The following is a 22,500-nucleotide window of genomic DNA, read 5'->3' as shown; positions in this document are numbered from 1 at the left end:
ATGAGTAAATATTTATTACATATCATTTTATTTTTAGCAACAACACAGTTTTTCTTTGCTCAGGAAGAAGGTGTTGTGGCTTTGGTATTACCGGTAAGAACTTCTTTAAAATTTAATAAATATGCTATAAACCCGACGTTTAGTTTTGTACGGGAGCAAAATAAATACATCACCTTTACAAATAAAAGAGAGTGGGTTCAGTTTGATGATGCCCCTCAAACGTTTTTATTTAGTTATTCAGGACGATTTGCTGAAAACCGAGGTATGGGTATAAGTTTGTTTCAACAAGATTACGGTGTTTTAACCACATTTGGAGGTATTGTAAATTACGCCTATAATGTGGTGTTGGATCGTGATAGTAATTTAACTTTTGGTGCTAATTTAGGATTTTATCAAAGTGGTATTAACCAGGGACGTATAGTTTCAAATTATTCCGATCCGTCTCTGCAAGATATTCCAACAAACTCCATTTTAACGGTAAATCCTGGAATCAATTACGGAACGACTTTTTTAGATTTCGGTTTGTCATTAAATAATATTGTCTCTTACAATTTAAAATCTTCGAATCTTATCGAAGAAAATCCGGAGCAAGGTGTACAGGCTCATGTGATGTACACGGGATTTATGGATAGCCGCGGATTTTTTGATGAAAGTAAATTCAGTACATTATTACGTACAGAATTTAAAAAGGATAAGACGACTATTTCAGGGTTGGTTATGCTGGCCGTACCAAAGGGAATCTGGGCTCAGGCCGGATATAATTCGCTTTACGGAATGTCGGCCGGTTTAGGAATCAATATTAGTAATCAGTTAGCTATTGAATATAATTACGAAAAGGCGGTAGGTGATTTATCGTCTTTTGGCAATTCTCACGAATTCACAATTGCCTATAAGTTTAAAAAGCAATACCGATATAACTACAGTGATGAAGAGCAGGAACAAGCGCTTTTAATTCAGGATAAGCGTACGAGACAAATAGCGGCTAGACGTAAAGCAAATGCAGCATCAACTCAGATAGACCGTGAAGCTTTAGCGGCAAAACGTACCGAAGAACGTGCATTGGCTCAAATTAGATTAGACTCAATTGCTCAGGCAAAAATAGAGTTAAGGGAAAAACAGAAAGCAGCGGCTGCAGCGCGTATTGAAGAGAAAAAACAAGCGAATAATACCAATAACGCTAATATAGCTAAAGCAGTTGTCGCCACGGAAATTGTAGCAAGTAAAGGGGATAAGGAAGCAGAAGAAGCTGCAAAACTTAAAGCGCAACAAGAAGAGCAAGCGAGATTAGCTGAAGCCGCCAGACTAAAGGCACAACAAGAAGAACAAGCGAGATTAGCTGAAGCTGCAAGATTGAAAGCACAACAGGATGAACAAGCAAGATTAGCTGAAGCCTCAAGACTAAAGGCACAACAAGAAGAACAAGCGAGATTAGCTGAAGCTGCAAGATTGAAATCACAACAGGATGAACAAGCAAGATTAGCTGAAGCCTCAAGACTAAAGGCACAACAAGAAGAACAAGCGAGATTAGCTGAAGCCGGAAGATTGAAAGAACAACAAGAAGAGCAAGCCAGAGTTGCTGCAGAAAAAGTTTCAGAGGTTACAGAAAGCGGTATTGTTTTTCCAAAACCGACAGATGAAAATACAGATGAGTTACTTACGGTAGCCAAATTAGCTTTAGAAGCACAGAATGTTCAAAAACAATTAATGATTCAGTTAAATGAAGTTTTAATTGTAAAAGAAAAGGACTTAAAGGATTTAAAAGAAGAAAACGATTTAAGTGAGCAAGGTATTGTTACTGCTCCTAAAGCTTTTAAGAGTGTAAGTGCTGAAAATGCGAGATTAGAATCCATCAAAACACAGTTAGATAATGAGATTAAATCTCAGAATGAAAAAATTGTTGAATTAGAAGCATTATATAGTACAAGACTTAAAAATGTAAGAGATAAGCGTGATGAAACCAATATGTTTTATTCGAAAACCATTAATACTTTAAAAGAAAATCAATCAAAGACAGTTCAAGCCAGAGAAGCTGTTCTTGACAAATTTGAAAGTGTTAGAGTGGCTACCGAAATCGAACGCAAACGTCGAATCAAACGCGCACTATATGATAATGAGGAAGACCGGTATAATAAAGATCGTGCTGCGTTAACTTCGATTAAACAGTTTACGAAACCAAGTACATTACCATTATCTGAAAATGACTTTGATTATGGAGAAGAATTAACCGGAAACATCAGAATTGTTAAAGATATTAAGCATGTAGAGAGTGGTTATTACTTGGTATTAGCCGTTCATAGTGATGTAGCGAAACGAGATCAGTTCTTACAACGCGCTGTTGAAGCCGGACAAAAGAATATAGATTTCTTCTTCGATGTAAATACAAGCAAGTATTATATATATCATCAGAAATTTGATAGCATTGAATCAGCTAAAAGAGCATTAGATAACAAAGGACCTGAACCATATAACAGTAAAATGTCTATGGTGAAAATTGAAAATAATTAGTAAAACAAAAGAAGCCCAACATTTATAATGCTGTGCCCCAATTAGGCATTATAAATGATAAAAAACTAACCGCCATGAAAAAAACTACTTTTATTAAACCAGCTTTGGTTGTTTTATTCCTCCTGCTGTCCTACTGCAGTATGGCACAGACCTATAAGACTTTTTCCGTTCGGGAAAAAGTAGATGTAAGAGGTAGCATGCTTGTTATAGGAAATAATATTTTAGGCCAAAGCAATCAGAATTTTAACGATAATAGAGCAAATAACCAGGATTTCAATATGCAATATATTGATATTGATGGCGATGCTTCAACCTTTAGCTCCAGTAGTGCCGATCTTGTTTTATCAGACCACCCAGATGGAACCTCGACAGATTGTTACAGAGTAGTTTTTGCGGGTTTGTATTGGAGTGCGATGCTTAAACAGGGTGAAAACAGATCTAATATTACTAACGTAAAATTCAAGGTTCCGAGTAGCTCTACATATACAGATATTTCTGGTGAAATTATATACGATGCTATTGTAAATCCTATCTCGGCATTTAATAATGAGCCTGCGAATACCCCATATGCATGTTTTGCCGATGTAACCGATATTATGTCTAGTTTAGGAGATGTAGAAGGAACATATACATTAGCAAACGTCGTATCTAGTCAAGGTACAAACAATTCAACAGGTTTAAGTGCAGGATGGTCTTTAATCGTAATTTACGAAGATCCTGCCTTACATACCAAATCATTCACCCTTTTTGATGGATTTAGTCATTTATATAAAGGACATCAGGAAACTATTCCTGTTAGTGGTTTTAGAACACCTGCCTCGGGAGCTATAGATTTACAATTTGCTTATGGGGCTTTAGATGGAGATAAAACGCAAAAGGCGAATAAATTAGAAATTAATGGAAAAGAGGTTACTACACCGTTAAGAGGTCCTGCAAATAATTTCTTTAATTCCGTAATAGAAAATACGAATGGTGTATCTCATCCTAGAAATCCATCAGGTAATAATACTTTAGGTTACGATACGGGATTCTTGGAAATATTGCATGCAAATCCTGAATACATTAATAATAATGTGACTTCAGCCGATTTTAGATTACAGGTAGCCAATGGACAGGCCGATCCTATTTATGCATTTTTTAGTGCGTTTGCTGTAGATATTTTTTCACCAGATATTGACTTGATTAAAACCGTAGTGGATACTGGCGGAGATGATATTGATGGAGATGATGTGTATTTAGGTCAGCAATTATTCTATGAAATTTCGTATCAGAGCGTTGGTAACGATAATGTTACTAATTTCACAATAAAAGATGTACTTCCTGATAATATTGTTTTTGATCCTGCAGATGTTGACTTAACCAACGCGGGGGGGGCTACCATACAGTCTTATGATCCTGTAACGAGAACTATTATTTTTGCTATACCTGATGGATCAGTGGAAGTTAACGACCCCAAATTCACGATACGGATTCCAGTAAGAATAGTTCCTAATTGTTACGATTTAAGTCAGGCTTGTTCTAATGAAATTAAGAATCAGGCCTTTGGTACTTATACCGGTGTCATAAGTGGTACTGTTGTTGTTGATGAAGGTAGTTTTGCTACCGAAGAATGTCTAGGTGTCCCGGGATCTACCAACTTTTTAGTGGATATTTCAAATTGTAATTTTGAAAAAACAGAAATATTATGTGGTACAACGGTTGTACTTACAGCGGCCGATGGTTATGATAGTTATTCATGGTCTACAAGTCCGACAGGATCTCCTGTAGTAGGAACAGGACAAACGTATACAGCTACAGGAACAGGGACATATTATGTACAAAATACAACATCTTCTACCTGTATTTCTATTCAGGAAAAAATCAATGTTATTCCTTACGGAAACACCATAACAAACCCAATCATTCCTTACGCCGATTTATTACCAATTTGTCCTAACGATGGTAAAGTGTTACCTTATGTTTTCTTGTGTGGGGCTAACGATGTACGTGACATTCAAACAGGAATTAGTGATGCCGTTTCTATAAGCTGGCAAAAATTAGATGAAACCAGTTGTGATGAAATGCTTGTTGATGATTGTGCTAATGAAAATGAATCTTGTACATGGAATGAAGTAGGTTCAGGGCCGAATTTCCTTATCGATGACGCTGGTCAGTTTAGAATGGTGATTAATTATCCTGGTGGATGTTTTAGTATTTTCTATTTTAATGTGTATCAGAATTTATTAGACCCAACTATAACGGCTAAGGATATCATTTGTACTACTCCTGGGGAGGTTACTGTTGGTGGTGTACCTTCTGGGTATGAGTATAGTTTAGATCCAAATGGGCCATGGCAATCGTCTAACGCTTTCGAAATTACAACGCCGGATTATTATACGGTTTATATCCGTCAGGTTGAAGTGGATATGAATCCATGTATCTTCCAAACACCAAGTATTTATGTACGTGCCAGAGAGGCGGATGTTACGGAGTTTGTAACGCAACCTACCTGTAATGGTGATAAAGGAACGATTAAACTGGCGGTTAACGACGCGCTGCCGCAATATTATTATAGCTTATCTTTAAATGGTACAGTGATTAATAGTGTAGGACCAATTATGGAGAGCGATTATACGTTTGATAATTTAAATCCGGGAACTTATACTTATAATGTTACAACAGATGATGGATGTGTTTTTTCTGGTGATATTGAAATAATCAATCCACCGGTATTAACAGTTACTTCGGCTATCACTAAGGCATTAACCTGTACCGATGGAGAGATTACAGTATATCCGGTAGGAGGTGTACCACCGTATCAATATTACATTAATGGAAACACCATTTCTCAGGATTCTCCTGTAATTCCTGTACCAACCCCAGGGACTTACGATATTACTGTTGTAGATTTTAATGGCTGTTCGGCTTCAACCACACAAACGATTGAAGGTGTTTTACCTCCGGAATTTACGGTTGAACAGACTAACATTTTATGTAACGGAGATAACACAGGAAGTATAACTTTTAGTGTTACCAATGCTAACGGATATAGTATAAGTTATAGTATAGACAATGGAACAACGTTTACTTCTAATCCAGAATTTTATAACCTTGCAGCAGGAACCTATCAAACTCTTATTGAATATACTTTAGATGGTGAAGAATGTTTTAGTGTTGCTGAAGATATTGTAATTACAGAAACCGATTATCCGTTAAGTGCTTCGGCAGGTGTATCACAATTAGCAGGTTGTGGACCAAATGGAGAGGGACGTGTACGCGTGACAAATCCAACAGGAGGAACACCTCCATATGAATATAGTTTTGATAACCAGGCAAACTGGACTTCAGATAATGAAGCTTGGGTAGCTCCGGGAACCTATACCATTTATATGCGGGATGCAAATGGATGTATTTATGCGATGCCGGGTATTATTATCGATCCGGAACCCGTACCACCATCCATCAGTATTTCCGATGTGGATTATAATTGTGATGGAACAGGAAACACAACGGTTGTAGTTAATAACACAGGATCAGATTCGTATTCTTATGGTTATTTACTTGATGGCGTTGAAAATCCGAATTTAGCCGATCCTCAGACGTTTTTGAATGTTTCAGAAGGTAGTCATACCATCAGTGTGACTTATAAATTAGAAACCGTACCAACATATAGTAACTTATTATTTGAAAGCTTTGGTTCAGGTGGAGATGTAACCTCACCAGGTATTAACCCGAATTTTTGTTTTGAAAGACAGGTTGAAGCAACAAAATGTAACGGTGATAGATTATTTGGTAACGGGGAATATACTGTTACGAATGAATTACGTAACAATCCTTATAGTGGGTGGTGGAGTCCCAGAGACCATACTACTGGAAGCATTCCTGGAAGATTCCTGGCGGTTGATGCTGGTTTTGCAATTCCAGATAATGCGGTAGTTTACAGAAAACCAATTACCGATATCATTCCGAATCAACCAATACAGGTGCGTTTCTTTGCAACTAACTTATTAAAAGTTGGAAATACACAACCAGACGCATCACTTACGGTGGAGTTACAGGATAGTAATGGTGTGGTATTATCGTCGCAATCAATAGGAGGTATACCTAAAACTAACGGTTGGGTAGAGTTCAATGAAACTATCGACCCTGGAAATAATACGTCTTTAGACTTTGTATTACGATTAGAAATTGCTCAGGTAAACGGTATTGATTTTGCTGTCGATGATATTGAAGTATATCAATTACCTGTAACCTGTATTACTCAGGAGGATTTCCCTTTTATTATCGAATCAGGACAAGCGTTCTCTGCAGATATTGTTTCGACGAGCGATGTAACCTGTTCAAGTGCAGGTGATGGAAGTATTACCATAGCAGCACAAAATTTTGATGCAACAAATGGATACCAATATACAATTGACGGCGGAACAACTTGGAATACAGTAACCACGTCGCCTTTTACCATTTCAAGTTTAGTAGAAGGTACTTACGATATTGTAGTGCGTTACGATGCAGTTTCCGATGGACTTTGCGATGCAACATTACAGGCTGTGATCACTGCTCCGTCTCCTTTAAGTGTATCGGCAACAACCACTCCGGTAACCTGTTTAGATGGTTCAACAGTAACAGCGACAGCAACAGGAGGAACTCCAGCGTATACGTACGAATTATTAGATGCTACATTAACAGTTGTAAATACATTCCCGGCGAATGGTATTTTAACCAATGTAGCTGCAGGCGATTATACCATTAGAGCAACAGATGCTAACGGATGTACGGCAACGACAACAATTAGTTTAATAGCTCCAACGGCACCAACTGCATCTATTGTAAATGCTGATTATTGTTACGATGCTGCTAATGGAGCGACCTTGGAAGTTTCAGCTTCTGGAGGTCAAACACCTTATGAATATAGTGTCAATGGAGGCGCTTTTCAGGCAAGTCCTGTTTTCAGCGATTTAACTCCTGGAGATTATATATTTACAGTAAGAGATGCTTATGGTTGTGAAGTTACTTTAGATGCTGAAACCATTGCTGCTCAGGTTAATATTTCTGCAACATTAACAAAGGAATTAGATTGTACAGCATCACCAGACGCGGTAATCTCAGGAACTATTTCTGATGGTTATGCGCCTTACAATGTAACTTTAATTCAAGGTTCTGGTACTGTAAACTTATCAGGAAATACCTTTACGTTAACCACAGATGTTGATGGAACTTATCAATTCCAGGTGACCGATGCTAACGGATGTACTGCCGTATCAAATGTAATTACGGTAAATCCGATAGAAAATCCAACGGCAACAATAACCGTTGTTAATGCCTTATGTAATGGAAGTAATGATGGTTCGGTACAAATTGTACCATCCGGAGGAGTTGGTCCATATTTATTTAGTTTTAACGGAAGTGGTTTCTCAGCAACTTCATTATATACTGGTTTAGTTGCTGGAACTTACACCTATCAGGTTCAGGATGCTAACGAATGTACTTTTGATGGAACCGTAACAATAACTGAACCGACAAGGTTAGAGGTTACAGCTTCGGCAACGCCTTTCAGCTGTGCTGCTGATAATACAGCACAATCTTCAACCGTAACGGTTGCTGTTCCAACAACAGGAACGGCACCGTATACTTACAGTTTTAACGGTTCAGGATATAGTGCTTCAAATATTTTAGAAGTCAATGATAATGGTTTAGACCAAACTATTGCGTATTCTGTTCAGGATGCCAATGGATGTACTGCCGATGGTTCGTTAACCATTTCGGCTTTAAACCCGCCAATTGATTTAGATTTTAATGCGACAGTAGTGACTTGTGATAATACCACATCTACAGTTACAGTTACAGCAACTAATGGTGCAGGGACATTAACTTATGAAATTATTTCACCAGTTGTTGTTGCTCCGCAAACATCCAATACTTTTTCAGGATTAGCACCAGACACTTATGTGTTCAGAGTAACCGATGAAAATGGTTGTTATTATACAGAATCGTTTGTTATCGATCCGGTAACGCCAATTGCCATGACTGCACTAAAATTAAGTGATGTGCTATGTTTTGGAGGAAATGATGGTGCGGCACAATTTGAAGTATTTAATGCGACAAATTTCACCTACACTGTAACAGGTGGAACAGTTACAGTTACAGGGGCTGTAATTAATTTATCAGACTTAACTACAGGAACCTATAGCGTTACTGTTACAGATACCGACACAGGTTGTACGGCTACAGAAAGTGTAACTATAAATGAACCTACAGATGCTGTTAGCGCAACAGCTGCAGCGACAAATGTACACTGTAATAATTTTGAATCTCAAATTACAGTTACAGCTACAGGAGGAACACCTAATTATGCATATGCGACCGTAATAGCAGGTTCAAGTGCTCCAACAGATTTTGATTATGTAAGTAGTAATGTCATTACAGTAGACACTAATAATGGTTTAGATTTAGTTTGGGATGTTTATGTAAAAGATGCCAACGGATGTACAGAGCCAACACCTACACAGGTTACAATTGTTCAAGATGAATTACCAACTGTTACTGCGCCAACGGTAGATAATCAGTGTACAGCAAGTTCAGGATTTACTTTTCAAGTTAATGCGACCGGAATAGCGCCTTTATCATATAGCATTAATGGAGGAGCATCATACCAATCAAGTCCAATTTTCACTGTAAATACAGCTGGAAGTTATACGGTTATGGTTAGAGATGCTAATGGATGTATTGCAACAGCCGATACAACTACAGATGTTTTTGAACCTATTACAGTAAATGCTTTATTAACTAAAAACTTAACCTGTTCGGCACCAGCTGAAGCCACAATTGAAGGAACTATTTCCGGTGGAAATGCTCCATATACTGTGGTTTTAATTCAAGGAACAGGTACAGCGCCGGTAGTTTCAGGAAACACCTTTACATTCTCTACATCTACTGCTGGAAGTTATCAGTTTGAAATTACGGATGCAAATGGGTGTACAGAACAAACGGCAGTTATTTCTGTTACAGATACTGTAAATCCAGTGATTTTAAACGTAAACCAAATACAGGATATTTCTTGTAATGGTGAGGCCACCGCATCTATAGATGTAAATATTGATATGAATTATGGTTTCCCTCCATTTGTTATTAATGTATATAATGATTCGACGGGAACAGATTATGGTACACAGACATCTGGTTTACCATCTGGTAATTATACAGTTACAGTGATAGATTCAAGAGGGTGTAATGATACGGAAACAATTACTATTGATGAGCCTGATGTTATCGCACTAGATTATGATGTAACTCCAATTACTTGTGATACGAGTAGTGGAACATCTTTAGGTGAAATTATAATTAACTCTGTAAGTGGAGGGACTCCTAATTACACTTATCATGTAACAGGTGTTAATGGATATGATCAGGAGGTGACGAATCAAGATGGATCTACGGTACATTTTGAGGTTGTTGATTTCGGTTTATATGAAGTGTTGATTACAGATGCTAATGGATGTGCATATTTAGAGCAAAACATTTTAGTAGCTTCTCCACCAGATGATTTAGACATTACAGTAACTTCTCCACCAGCAGATTGCTCTACGGGTGGTTCTGCTGAAGTTTCTATAGGAACAAGCTTGGCAAGTACAGGGCCTTTCCACTTTGCTATTTATACAGGGCCGGGAATGACATATACGGGGCCAACTACTGCACCGTGGCAGGATGAAGACGCTGTAAACAGTAAAAAAACAACATTTACTAATTTAATTCCTGGCGCAACATATACGTTTATCGTACATGATGAGTCAACGGGTTGTTATTATTATGAAACAGCTGATACAGCTATACCTACAAACTCTACTTTAACAGTTAGTTCATTAATTCCTAACAATATTACTTGTGTCGGTAGTGCTGATGGAAGTGTAAGCTTTGATATTAATAGTACTTACACTTCAGATACAAATGTTAGTTATGTTATATATGATTCATTAACATTGCAACCTATTGGAACTCCTGGATCAGGAAGTGTTCCAGCAAACGGAGCTCTAACAGTAACTGATTTTGGAAATCTTGATTTCGGTAAGTATGTAATTGTTATAACAGAATTAGCAGGAGCAGATAATGAAGGATGTAGTATAGTGTCAGAATCATTTAATATTACGGAGTCGGCTATAGAATTAGAGTTAACAGCTTCTTCAATAAGAAATGAAAACTGTAATGAGTTAGGATTAATTACAGCTATAGCAAGTAATGGTACTGCGCCATATGAATATATGTTATTGTTATCAACAGCTTCGGCACCAGTAGCAACAGATTCTGGTTGGGTTAGTAACAATACATTTACAGCTTCAGCTGGTAATTATACCGTTTACGTAAAAGACGCTTATGGGTGTATTAAAGATGCAGATGTCCCTGTTATTTTAGATGCTGAACCAATTATAGATCCTGTTTCTTTGGAATGTTTCGATGGAACGGCATTTAATATTACGGTATCAGGCACTACATTCGATGGAACAGCAACCTATAGTATTGGAGGGGCTTATCAAACAAGTGATACATTCACCATAAGTGCTCCAGGAACCTATACAGTAAGTATTAGAGATGCAAATGGATGTATAGATTCTACAACATATACAGTTAATCCTCCAATTTTATTGGATGCAAATTTAGATTACGATTTAACCTGTTTAACTAACGATGCTCAAATTACATTAACAGCTTCAGGTGGTACAGGAAACTATACCTATCAGTATAGTTCAGATGGGGGTATTACCTATTTCCCAATGGCAAGCAATGTATTTATGGCAACTACTGCAGGTACGTATGTATTTAAAGTTTCAGATGATCAGATTTGTGAATCTCCAGCATCTAATCCAGTTGAGGTAACACCAAACACGACACCAACATTCTCGACTCAGGTATTTGATGTGACTTGTAATGGTGGTGCAGATGGAAGTATTATTGTTACGGCTTTTGATGGTATTGCGCCTTATCAATATAGTAGAGATGGAGGTTCTACCTGGCAATCTTCAAATGTATTCGCAGGATTAGCACAAGGAACCTACGATATTGTTGTTAGAGATAATAAAAATTGTTTATCTGTAGTTAAACCAATACAAGTTAATGAACCGGTGTTGGTTGAAGCAACTGCACAAGTAACAACAACATTAAGCTGTGGGGTAGGAAACGCAACGTCTCCAGCTGAAGTTACTGTAACAGCTACAGGTGGTACAGGTTCTTATTTATATAGCTTTGATGGAGTTAATTATACAACAACAAATACTTATAGAACGTATAATCCGGGTACTGTTACTGCATGGGTAAAAGATACTAACGGCTGTATTGTTGCGAGTCCGGCAACTGTTGATATTGAACCATTAAGCGTTCCTACGGATTTAGATTTTGTTTCTACTCCTGTAACGTGTTTAGCGACAACAAGTGAGGTAACATTAACAGCAACAGATGGTGTTGCACCATTGAAGTATACAATTGTTTCGCCTGCTTCAGCATCTACAAATATAACAGGAGAAGATTCTGGTGTGTTTTCAGGATTGTTGCCAAGAACTTATGTATTTACAGTTACCGACGCAAATGGATGTTCTTACACAGAGGCTTATACGATAGAGCCAGTGACTAATATTACAGTTTCAGGTCAATTAATAAATGATGCTTTATGTTCTGGAGATGCTAATGGAACCGTAGAATTTACAGTAGCTAATTATTCTGCAGCTTATACAGTAGCCTTGTTATCTGAAACAGGAACAATTAATCAGGCTGGAGATACAGTGACATTAACCAATCTTGCTACAGGTACGTATACTCTTGAAGTTACCGATACAGCAACTGGATGTACAGACGAAGCTACTGTTATCGTTAATGATCCAACACCAGTAACATTATCTGAAATTGATAATATCAATGCAAATTGTAATTTTGGTGCGCAAGTAACCGTTGAAGCAACAGGAGGAACATTACCTTACCAGTATGCCTTTGTTATTAATGGTTCAGTTCCGGTTGATGCAGATTATACTAATAGTGCTGCAGCAGTATTAGATCCAACCACAAGTACAGATTGGGATGTTTGGGTAAGAGATGCGAATGGGTGTACAGATATGATTGATGTGACCATTACAACCGACCCACTACCAACAGTGACTGTACCTACTATTTCAGATAACCAATGTAATTTAAATGGAGACCCGTTTACTTTTACAGTGACTGATCCAATAGGAATAGCACCGTTTAGTTATTCTATTGGCGCTGGATTCCAAACTAGTCCAACGTTTACGGTGTCTACACCTGGTACTTATCAAGTAACGGTTAAAGATGGAAATGGATGTACAACAACAATGCCTACACCAATTGAAATCTATCCAACATTAGATTTAAATGTGTCAGTAACTACCTTACCAAGTTGTACAGATGATGACGGTGTGATTACATTAAATGGAACTGGAGGTTCAGGTAATTATGGCTATGCTATCAATTATATAGGAGCTACTATTTCAGGAAATGTAATTTCAGGAATTTCTTCAGGAACATACACGGTTACAATTACAGATTTAGATACTAATTGTACGAATACAGCACCTATTACTTTAGATGCACCAACACCGGTTACGTTTACGACAACTCCTACTGATGTAACGTGTAATGGAAGTTCTGATGGAACTATTACAGTGAACTTACCGGATACAAACGATAATCCTATTTATACTTATAGTTTAGATGGAGGTGTAACCACCCAAACATCAAACATATTTACAGGATTGGCCCCAGGCGTTTATGATATCACAGTAACTTCAGGAAGAAACTGTACATTAACACAACAGGAAACAGTTGGTGAGCCAGATGCTATTGTTGTGCCAACGCCAACAGTTGTAGAGTATGTATGTGCACCGGATACCAATGCAGCAAACTTTGCTACAATTACAGTTTCAGGGGTTACAGGAGGTTCTAATAACTACGTGATTTATGAATTTTATAGAGATGGTGCTCTAGTTCAATCAGGTTCTAATAATGTATATAATGAAGCAGATTTCCAAGGAGGAAATTATACCATCAATGTATACGACGAAAACGGATGTTCAGGAACAGCAACAGCAGTGATTGCGCCTTACGTGGAATTGGAGGAAATTAATATCACAGTTAATAATCCTATAACTTGTATTAATGATGAAGATATTCAGGTTTCAGCTACAGCGAGTGGTGCTGTAAATCTTCAATATACAGTTGAAGGTGTTAACGTGTCTTACAACCAGACAAATGCCACTGGGATTTTTACTGGCTTAACAGTTGGTAACTATATTATTACAGTTGAAAACCTTGATACAGGATGTAGTTTACAAACGGTACACTACGTAATCGATCCGAATACCTTTGAATTAGATGTTGAAAGCATTTCCGATGTGACCTGTTTTAGTGATAACGATGGAAGTGTAACATTTACTTTAGTAGATCGTGTACCAACACCAACCGATGAAGCTGGTCCGTTTACTTACGACGTGTTAGATGCTTCAGGAGCTTCCGTACAAACAGGAGCTTCAGCAAATGCAGGTCCGGTAACCATTAGCGGATTAGTATCAGGAACCTATACCATTAATGTAATCTTAACGAATGCACCGTTCTGTACTGTTACAACGAATGTAACCATTACAGCACCAACAGCACCATTAGAAATTCAAACATCTCACACCGATATTACTTGTATTGGAGCTGACGGAACAATTTCAGCGAGTGGTTCAGGTGGATGGCCAGGAGGTTATGAGTATCAGTTAGAACTAGGTGGAAGTGTGATTTCAGCGTTCAGCAGTACTTATTATTTCGAAGGTTTATCTGCGGGTATTTATACGGTAAGCGTAAGAGATAGCCAAGGCTGTATTGCTGTAGAAACTGTAGAATTAATCGATCCGCTGCCAATTGATGCAACGGTTACTCCAAGTACTACTTTACTATCATGTTTTGGTGATAGAACCGCAAGTATCACGGTAACGAATGTATTAGGAGGTCAAGGCGGAAATTACACGTATACTTTAAATACCTTATCACCGGTAGTAAGTTCTTCCGGACCACAAACTTCTAATGTATTTACAGGATTAGGAGCAGGAACATATACCGTAACGGTTTCAGACGGCTTTACTTGTGAAACAACTTTTGCAGAAATCGTAATTACAGAACCAGAACAAATGGTAGCGAGTTTAGTGAAAGCGTCTACGCAAACTTGTACGGTTGATGCAACATTAACTTTAAGCGCAACAGGAGGAACTGGAACTTATGAGTATAGTGCGGATGCTTCATTTGCAACAATACTTGGTTCATTCCCGGATGAAATCACATTCTCCGTAGCGCCGGGAACGTACAGATATTACGTAAGAGATGCCAATGGCTGTACGGCTGTGGTATCAAATGATATTGTAGTTGAAGAACTTCCAGAGTTGACAGTGGAATTAGATACAACTAATGCAACAATTAACTGTGCTGGTGATTCTACAGGAGTCATTGTAGCAGAAGCGGCAGGTGGTTTAGGTAATTATGTGTACACACTACAAGACGCAGCAGGTAACGATATGCCAACGGCTGTTCAAAATAGTCCAGGTGTATTTACTGAATTACCAATTGGAACCTATCAAATACATGTTGAGAGTGGCGATTGTTTAGCTACATCGGCTCCAGTAACCATTACTGAACCTAATTTACCGTTAGAAGTTCAGTTTGATGTTACCGATGTTACTTGTAACGGAAGCAACGATGGTATTTTAGAAATCACCGCAACTGGCGGAAGTGGTATCATCAAGTACGCCATTTCTCCACAAATGAATCAGTTCTTTGATGAGCCTATCTTTGATAACCTAGCGCCAGGTGATTACCAAGGATTAGTTCAGGATCAGCTAGGTTGTTATGTGTTATTCGATTTTACTATTGCGCAACCAGATCCGCAGTTTGTAACTATTGTGCCTAATTCGTTAATCCCGGTGTTATGTGATGGTGATATGAACGGAGAGTTCAGCATTGAAATTACAGGAGGTACACAACCTTACAGCGTGGCTCTTGATGATATTAATGGCGACTATGTTCAAGGAGCTGACGGACAAACCCAATTTACATTCTCTAATTTAAATGGAGAAGATCATGTGGTTTACGTGACCGACAGTGAAGGTTGTCAGTCTGAATGGAATATCGAATTCCCTGATCCAGTGAAAATTGATCCGGTAGCGGTATTAGAATATGGTTGTGAAAACAACATTTCAACTAATATGGTTACCGTTTATGTTGATGAAACCATGACAGACCCGACACAGTTAGAATATTCATTAGATGGCGGACCTTATCAGGCAAGTAACATATTTATAAATGTTCCGGCAGGTATTGGGCATTATATTGATGTGAGACACACTAATGGATGTACGAAACAAACCGAGTTATTTGATGTTGAAGCTTACGAACCATTACAGTTAGCTATTCAGGAAGGAGAAACCATCAACACAATCGAAGCGATGGCTACCGGAGGAACTGGTGAGTATGAGTTCTTCTTAAACGGTGAATCGTACGGAAGTGAAAGCACCTTTATTTATTATGAAACTGGTAACTATACAGTAACTGTTGTAGATAGTAACGGATGTACCTTAGAGGCTTCGGGATATTTTGAATATATCGATGTGTGTATCCCTAATTACTTTACACCAAATGGTGACGGTACTTTAGATGAATGGGGTCCTGGTTGTACAGAGCAATATAAAGATCTGACCTTCGATATCTATGACCGTTACGGAAGAGTTGTAGCGAAATTAAAAGCCGGACAAAAATGGGATGGTAAGTACAACGGCGAAGAATTACCAACTGGTGATTACTGGTTTGTTGTGAAACTAAACGATCCGAAAGACGATAGGGATTTTGTTGGACACTTTACGCTTTACAGATAATTAGTGGCTAATGACTGTTAATATTAAATTTACGACGATGCGAAAACTAATCAGATATATATTATTCTTGACTGTAACAACCAGTTATAGTCAAGAGTTAAACTTGCCGGTATTTACACAATATCTAGCAGATAATAATTTTGTGGTGTCTCCAACATATGCAGGTATTGGCGATAATTTAAAGATTCGTGCTAACGGATTAACCCAATGGGTAGGGATTAAAGGTGCTCCTGATAATCAATCATTGTATGCCGATTTCAGAATTGCCGATCGTTCGGGAGTTGGGGTGTCGTTTTACAATGATAAAAATGGGAACACGCTTCAAACAGGGGCTAAGTTTTCATTCGCACATCACATTATTTTAGATTATTATTCAAAGCAGTATTTATCATTTGGTATTTCGTATAACATTAATAATTTCCGAATAGACATTAATAACTTCAATACGGGTTACGAAAACCCGGTAGTCGATCCGTTTATTACAGACGATAGAAGAACCTCTAATAACAACTTTGATGTAGGTGCGCTATACAGAAATCATGGATTCTTTTTAAGTTTTAATGCAAATAACTTATTACCGAAAAACTTTAATGGAGATATTAGAAAGCTGGAGCCGCGTTTACTTTTAAACTATCAGATTTATTCAGGATATACCATTAGAGGTCCTAAAAAGAGCGGTCTGGAGTTCGAACCATCGGTGTTTTATCAAATGTTTAGTAGTGATAAACGTTCCAGTACCGACTTAAACTTTAAGTTTAGAAAGTACAATAGATACGAAGATTATTTTTGGGGTGGAATCTCTTATCGTTTCTTAAACGATCAGTTTTTAAAACCATTAAATATTGGGCCAATGGTAGGATTTAAAAAGTCTATCTTCTATTTTGGTTACGCTTATCAGGTAACTACAAACGGACTTTCAGGCTATAACTCGGGAACACACGTGGTAACTATTGGATTAGAATTTTTACAAGGAATTAGTAACTGTCCGTGTACGCAGAGTCCTGTTCATAATTAAAACCGATTATTATGATTTAAAATCAATACGTTGTAGTATTTTTGTAACTTAAAATATTAATATTTAGTAAACCTCAGTTTTTAAACTGAGGTTTACTTTTATAATACAATAAGTAATTGGTGAATGTTAATAGGCAACTTCACTTAAACGTTGAAAAAGATTATAATTTAGAATGGAATTAAGAGCCAAACAGCGCATTGCTTTAAGTATCTATTTCTTTTTATCGGGTATTTGCTTTGCCACCTGGGCATCGCGTATACCAACCATTAAAGCGTTTTTCGATTTGAATGATGCGCAATTAGGAACAATTTTAATTGCCATGCCGGTGAGTTCGTTAATCGGTTTGCCTATTTCTGGCTGGTTGGTATCGAAGTTTGACAGTCGTATTCCATTAATTTTTGCGTTTTTCTTTTTCTCTATCAGTTTAGCATCCATAGGTTTTGCAACATCAACATTTGCTTTAGTGTGTGCTATTTCTGGCTTTGCTTTTTGTTTAAGAATTTTAAATATTTCAATTAATACACAATCCATCACACTTCAAAAGAAATATGAAAAGAGGGTAGTAGGGGCTTTTCACGGACTTTGGAGTTCTGGTGGTGTTTTGGGTGTTGGTATTTCCACGCTTATGGTAAAATTTGATGTTCCTATTCAAATACACATGCTAAGTATTGCGAGTTTTAGCTTAATAGTTGCGCTGTTAACGTTTAGATTCACTGTTAAGAATGATAAATCACCTTCAGGAAATAAATTAATTATTAGCAAGCCCGATCCTTATATTATGAGTTTAGGAATTCTCATCTTTTTTGGTGCGGTTTGTGAAGGCGGAATGTTCGATTGGAGTGGTGTTTTTTTTAAGGAAGTTTTACATGAAGAAGTCTTTACCTATGGCTATTTAATTTTTATGACAACCATGGCATTGTCACGTTTTTTTTCTGATAAATTAGTAAACATTATAGGTGTTTTAAAGACCTATATTTTAAGTGGATCGTTAATTGCTATAGGAATACTTATGGCTATTGTTTTTAAAACCTTTTTGATGGCATTAGCAGGTTTTTTTCTTGTAGGTTTTGGTACAGCTGCCATATTTCCGTTAACCATGTCATTAGCGGGAACTTCGAAAAAATATTCACCAGGAATGGCCATTTCAATTATAACGACGTACGCCATTTTAGGCATGCTTATAGGTCCGCCATTAATAGGTTATCTTGCACATGCATTTAATCTGGAAAACGCGTTTTATTTGTTTGTAATCATTGGAATCTTATTTATTCCGGTAGCGTTTAGAATGATGATGTATCAAATGAAACAACAATAACTGTTTATTAGCTAAAAAAAGCAGCCACTAATACACGAACATTTTCTAGTTAAAAAACATTGGCGAATTAGTGGTTAAAAAGTTTCAGGATGTTCAGGTCTTAAAATTTGAAGTAGTTTGTATTCTAGATTATTTCTCTATGATTTCAACTTCGAATAATTTATCCCAACGTTTTCCGGTAACAAATAAGGTTTTGGTATCCGGATTGTAAGCAATACCGTTTAATACATCTAAACCTTCGTGTTGCGTGACTTTCTTTTTAAGCGGAGAGAAGTCTATAACACCAATTACAGCTCCATTTTTAGGGTTTATTATAGCTACACCATCTTTTTGGTAACGGTTGGCATAAATAGTTCCATTAATCCATTCCATTTCATTAATGCCAACGATTTTACCTTTGTTAGTATACACTTCAATATGGCTATCTTCAGTTAAAGTTTCCGGATTTAATAACCAGATATTTTCACTTCCATCGCTTTTATAGATGGTTTTACCATCGTTACAAAGGCCCCAGCCTTCTTTACTGTTTCCGTATTTAAAACTGTTGATTTTTTCAAAGGAGTTAACATCGTAAACAAAGCCGGTGTTTTCTCTCCAGGTAAGTTGATAGATTTTATCATTTAAAATGGTTATACCTTCAGCAAAAAATTGATCGGCTACATTGATATTCTTAAGAACCTCGCCGGTTTTATAATCGACTAAACGAAGCTTCGATTCTTTGTACTGACCCGTACTTTCGTAAAGTTTACCATCATGAAATTCTAAGCCTTGCGTATACGAGGTGATATCGTGTGGATATTCATTAATAATATTATAGGTATATACTTTTGGAAGTTCACTCGCTAAAATGGTTATTACGGTGTTAATGGTTTGCTTATCGCCATTAAAATAAACAGTAGCTTCAACGGTGTGTTTTCCTAATTTATATTCCGAAAGGTTAAGAATATTCTCAATAGGTTTTCCTTCGAATGTATAAGAAACGGAGTCAATAGTATGCGATTTTAGATTTTCAAGATCCAATTTTAGGGTCTCATTATTGGAAATATTACCTTTTTCGGCATTGGTTTTTATAGAAAATCCATTTTTTTTCGATCCTGTATTAGAACCGCAGTTTACCAGTGTTGCGCTTAAAAATATGATTACTAAGTACTTGAATGTTTTCATGAGAGATGTTAAATTTAAAGCAAGATATTTATTTAAAATCAGAGTAAAAAATCATTGCGAAACTTTTAAAAGATTGTATATTTGCAGCGGCAAGTCCTACACAACCAGCTCCTGTTGAATCCTCCAGGGCGGGAACGCAGCAAAGGTAAATGGTCGTAGCGGTGTGATGTAGGTAGCTTGCCTTTTTTTATGCCTTTTTGTTTCCTAGAAAGCCATTCAAAATAGTACCTTTACTTCCTTAAAAAATAAAATCATATTTATGTCTAAAGTAGTTTTAATAACCGGTGGATCTTCGGGTATAGGAAAATCTATTGGAGAATTTTTAACCGATAAAGGATTTATTGTTTACGGAACCAGCAGAAGTCCGGAAAAATACCCAAAAAGTAAATTCCCCATTTTAGCTTTAGATGTAAAAAATACAGACACCATTAAGCAAACGGTATCTACGATTATAGAAAAGGAAGGTAAACTGGATGTCGCTATAAATAATGCTGGAGCAGGAATTACTGGAGCGATTGAAGAAATTCCCGAAGTTGAAATTAAAGCGAATTTTGAAACCAATTTTTTTGGTCCAATAAACGTTATTAAAGCGGTTTTACCTCAAATGCGTAAGCAACAATCAGGTTTGATTATAAATATTACATCTATTGCAGGTTATATGGGCTTACCTTACCGTGGTGTTTATAGTGCGAGTAAAGGAGCGCTAGAATTAATTACCGAGGCGTTTAGAATGGAATTAAAAGGCTTTAATATTGATATGACTAATATTGCTCCTGGAGATTTTGCAACAAATATTGCTGCGGGACGTTATCACGCGCCGTTGTTAGACGATTCGCCTTATAAAGAACCTTACGGAAATACTTTAGATTTAATGAATACACATGTAGACAGTGGCAGCGATCCTTTAATGATGGCTAAAGCCGTTTATAAAGTCATTAATACCAAATCACCAAAAGTACATTATAAAGTAGGGGAGTTTATGCAGAAGTTCTCTATTGTATTAAAGCGTGTTTTACCAGATAAAGTATACGAGAAGTTATTAATGAATCACTATAAGCTTTAAGTTTATAGTGATTTTTTTATCGGTTAATCATACCTAATACTTCTTCCTCAAAGTTACTAGCAAATATATTAGCATTACTATTTACTATAGTTTGGTGTTTATCTACCAGATACGTTTTTGTCATGGGCTGTATTGCCAAAAACTCTTTAGAAATCTTAGGGTTTTTCAATACATATTCATATTGTAAAGGGAATCGCTTATCTACAAGTGATTTTCTAATGGTATTGCTATCGTAGTTGTCTATATTAATAGAAACAAAGTTAACTTCAGGATATTTTGTTCTAAGTTCTTTTAGTTTAATATGACTTTTTTTAAAGTGGTCGTAATATATATGGGACCAAAACGTAATAACCGTAGGTTTATCAATCGATTCTTTTAAATCTAATTCATTGTTCTTGAAATCCACAACTTTTACCGAAGGAAATGTAGCGCCAATTTTTGTAAGATCAAGCATCGATACAAAACGTTTTAGTTCTTCATTGTTTTTTTCGTCGGTGCTTTTGTTTAAAAAAGATTTAAGCAGTTTATTGTTGTTTTCACTATCTGTACTCTTTGCCAAATAGTTTATAGTGTAATCATATAGCAATCCATCTTTTATAACTTGATTGCTCACTAAACTATCAATTAGTTCCAGTTTATCTAAAGTATAGCATAAAGAACTACGGTTGAAATATTGTTTTTCATTATGATGGTAATGCTCTTTAAGCGCCATATTATTAAAGTTATGTTTTAAAAACTTGTCATAATAATGGTTGTCCTTAAAGAAGGCATCGTTATAATCGATATCTTTTCGGTAGTCGTAAAAATTTTCAGGTAACGATTCTAAAATGGCGTTTTTGTCCCTTCCATAGTGAACGAAAGGATAAACTTCTTTACTTAAATAATAATTGAAGTTAATATCAGCCAAAGCTATTTTATCAAACAAATCAGAAGTTTCATAACGGTCTTTAAATAACTTTAGGTTTTTAAGCTTTATGAATTTTAAAGAATCTATACGCTTGGTAAAAAGTTCGGGACTTAATTGACAGAATTGAAAAATAATTTTTTCCTGAAGTTCATTTACAAGAAATTCGTTGACTAAATAGTTGTTTTTTTTATCACCTATTCCCGTGTATACTAACGATTCGTCAAAGTCTAGTGTGTTAAGTCTAAAAAGTAAACTGTCTTTAGGTTCTAAAAAAACAATTTGAATTTCACCACCATGATGAAAGGTGTATAAGCCTCCGTTATCAACATTTTCAAATTTGTAAAGAAATCGGTTTCGATTGTCTAGCTTAACCGTATCAATAATTTTATTGGCTTTTGAGAGTACAACAAAGTCATTACCTGGATTAATAATTTCTCCTCCAAAATATGCATAGTTCTCATTTTCGGCTTTCTTGTCTTCTACACAGTTAAATACTGATAAACCTAAAAGTATGCATATATAGTGTAATCTCATAGAATGTTTGGTCGACTTTATTACTATACAAAAATATGGCTTGTAATGATATAGTGCTGTTAAGGCGTTGTTAAAGTTGAAACTTCGAAAAAACAGCTAATATAACAAAAACATTGGTTT

General features: G+C 36.6%; 7 protein-coding genes and 1 other RNA gene. 6 read left to right on the top strand and 2 right to left on the bottom strand.

Going from position 1 to position 22,500, the window contains the following annotated elements; translation table 11 throughout:
- The 4 genes from ICJ84_RS06270 (at position 1) to ICJ84_RS06255 (ending at position 18,712) form a co-directional block, all read left to right on the top strand.
- Positions 1-2,505, top strand: coding sequence for a PorP/SprF family type IX secretion system membrane protein (locus tag ICJ84_RS06270; RefSeq protein WP_188215526.1), 2,505 nt, complete (start codon positions 1-3; stop codon positions 2,503-2,505).
- Positions 2,506-2,579: 74 nt separating this feature from the next.
- Positions 2,580-16,382 carry a T9SS type B sorting domain-containing protein gene (locus tag ICJ84_RS06265; RefSeq protein ID WP_188215525.1) on the top strand — a complete coding sequence of 4,601 codons (13,803 nt, stop codon included), beginning with the start codon at positions 2,580-2,582 and terminating at the stop codon, positions 16,380-16,382.
- 37 nt (positions 16,383-16,419) lie between these two features.
- Entirely contained in the window at positions 16,420-17,397 is a 978-nt protein-coding gene (locus tag ICJ84_RS06260; protein WP_188215524.1) for a PorP/SprF family type IX secretion system membrane protein, read from the top strand.
- A gap of 172 nt (positions 17,398-17,569) precedes the next feature.
- A complete protein-coding gene (locus ICJ84_RS06255) occupies positions 17,570-18,712 on the top strand; it encodes an MFS transporter (protein WP_188215523.1) in 1,143 nt (380 codons plus the stop codon).
- 129 nt (positions 18,713-18,841) lie between these two features.
- On the opposite strand, the gene ICJ84_RS06250 is transcribed toward ICJ84_RS06255, so the two are convergent.
- A complete protein-coding gene (locus ICJ84_RS06250; protein ID WP_188215522.1) occupies positions 18,842-19,876 on the bottom strand; it encodes a glutaminyl-peptide cyclotransferase in 1,035 nt (344 codons plus the stop codon).
- Positions 19,877-19,963: 87 nt separating this feature from the next.
- Here ICJ84_RS06250 and ffs point away from each other — a divergent pair.
- Together ffs and ICJ84_RS06240 are read left to right on the top strand one after the other, a co-directional pair.
- An RNA gene (gene ffs, locus ICJ84_RS06245) (signal recognition particle sRNA small type) lies at positions 19,964-20,062 on the top strand.
- 73 nt (positions 20,063-20,135) lie between these two features.
- Complete coding sequence (locus ICJ84_RS06240) at positions 20,136-20,939, top strand: SDR family oxidoreductase (RefSeq protein ID WP_188215521.1); 804 nt, start codon at positions 20,136-20,138, stop codon at positions 20,937-20,939.
- A gap of 16 nt (positions 20,940-20,955) precedes the next feature.
- Here ICJ84_RS06240 and ICJ84_RS06235 read toward each other — a convergent pair whose 3' ends face one another.
- The gene (locus ICJ84_RS06235; RefSeq protein ID WP_188215520.1) at positions 20,956-22,380 is read right to left on the bottom strand and encodes a TlpA family protein disulfide reductase; all 1,425 of its coding nucleotides are present in this window, start codon (positions 22,378-22,380) and stop codon (positions 20,956-20,958) included.
- Positions 22,381-22,500 lie beyond the last annotated feature (120 nt).

Origin of the sequence: Aestuariibaculum suncheonense (genome assembly GCF_014596935.1) — a bacterium.
GTDB classification, from domain to species: Bacteria; Bacteroidota; Bacteroidia; order Flavobacteriales; family Flavobacteriaceae; genus Aestuariibaculum; species Aestuariibaculum suncheonense.
Note: the sequence above shows the minus strand (reverse complement) of the source record. Positions and strands in the feature narration are given on the sequence as shown.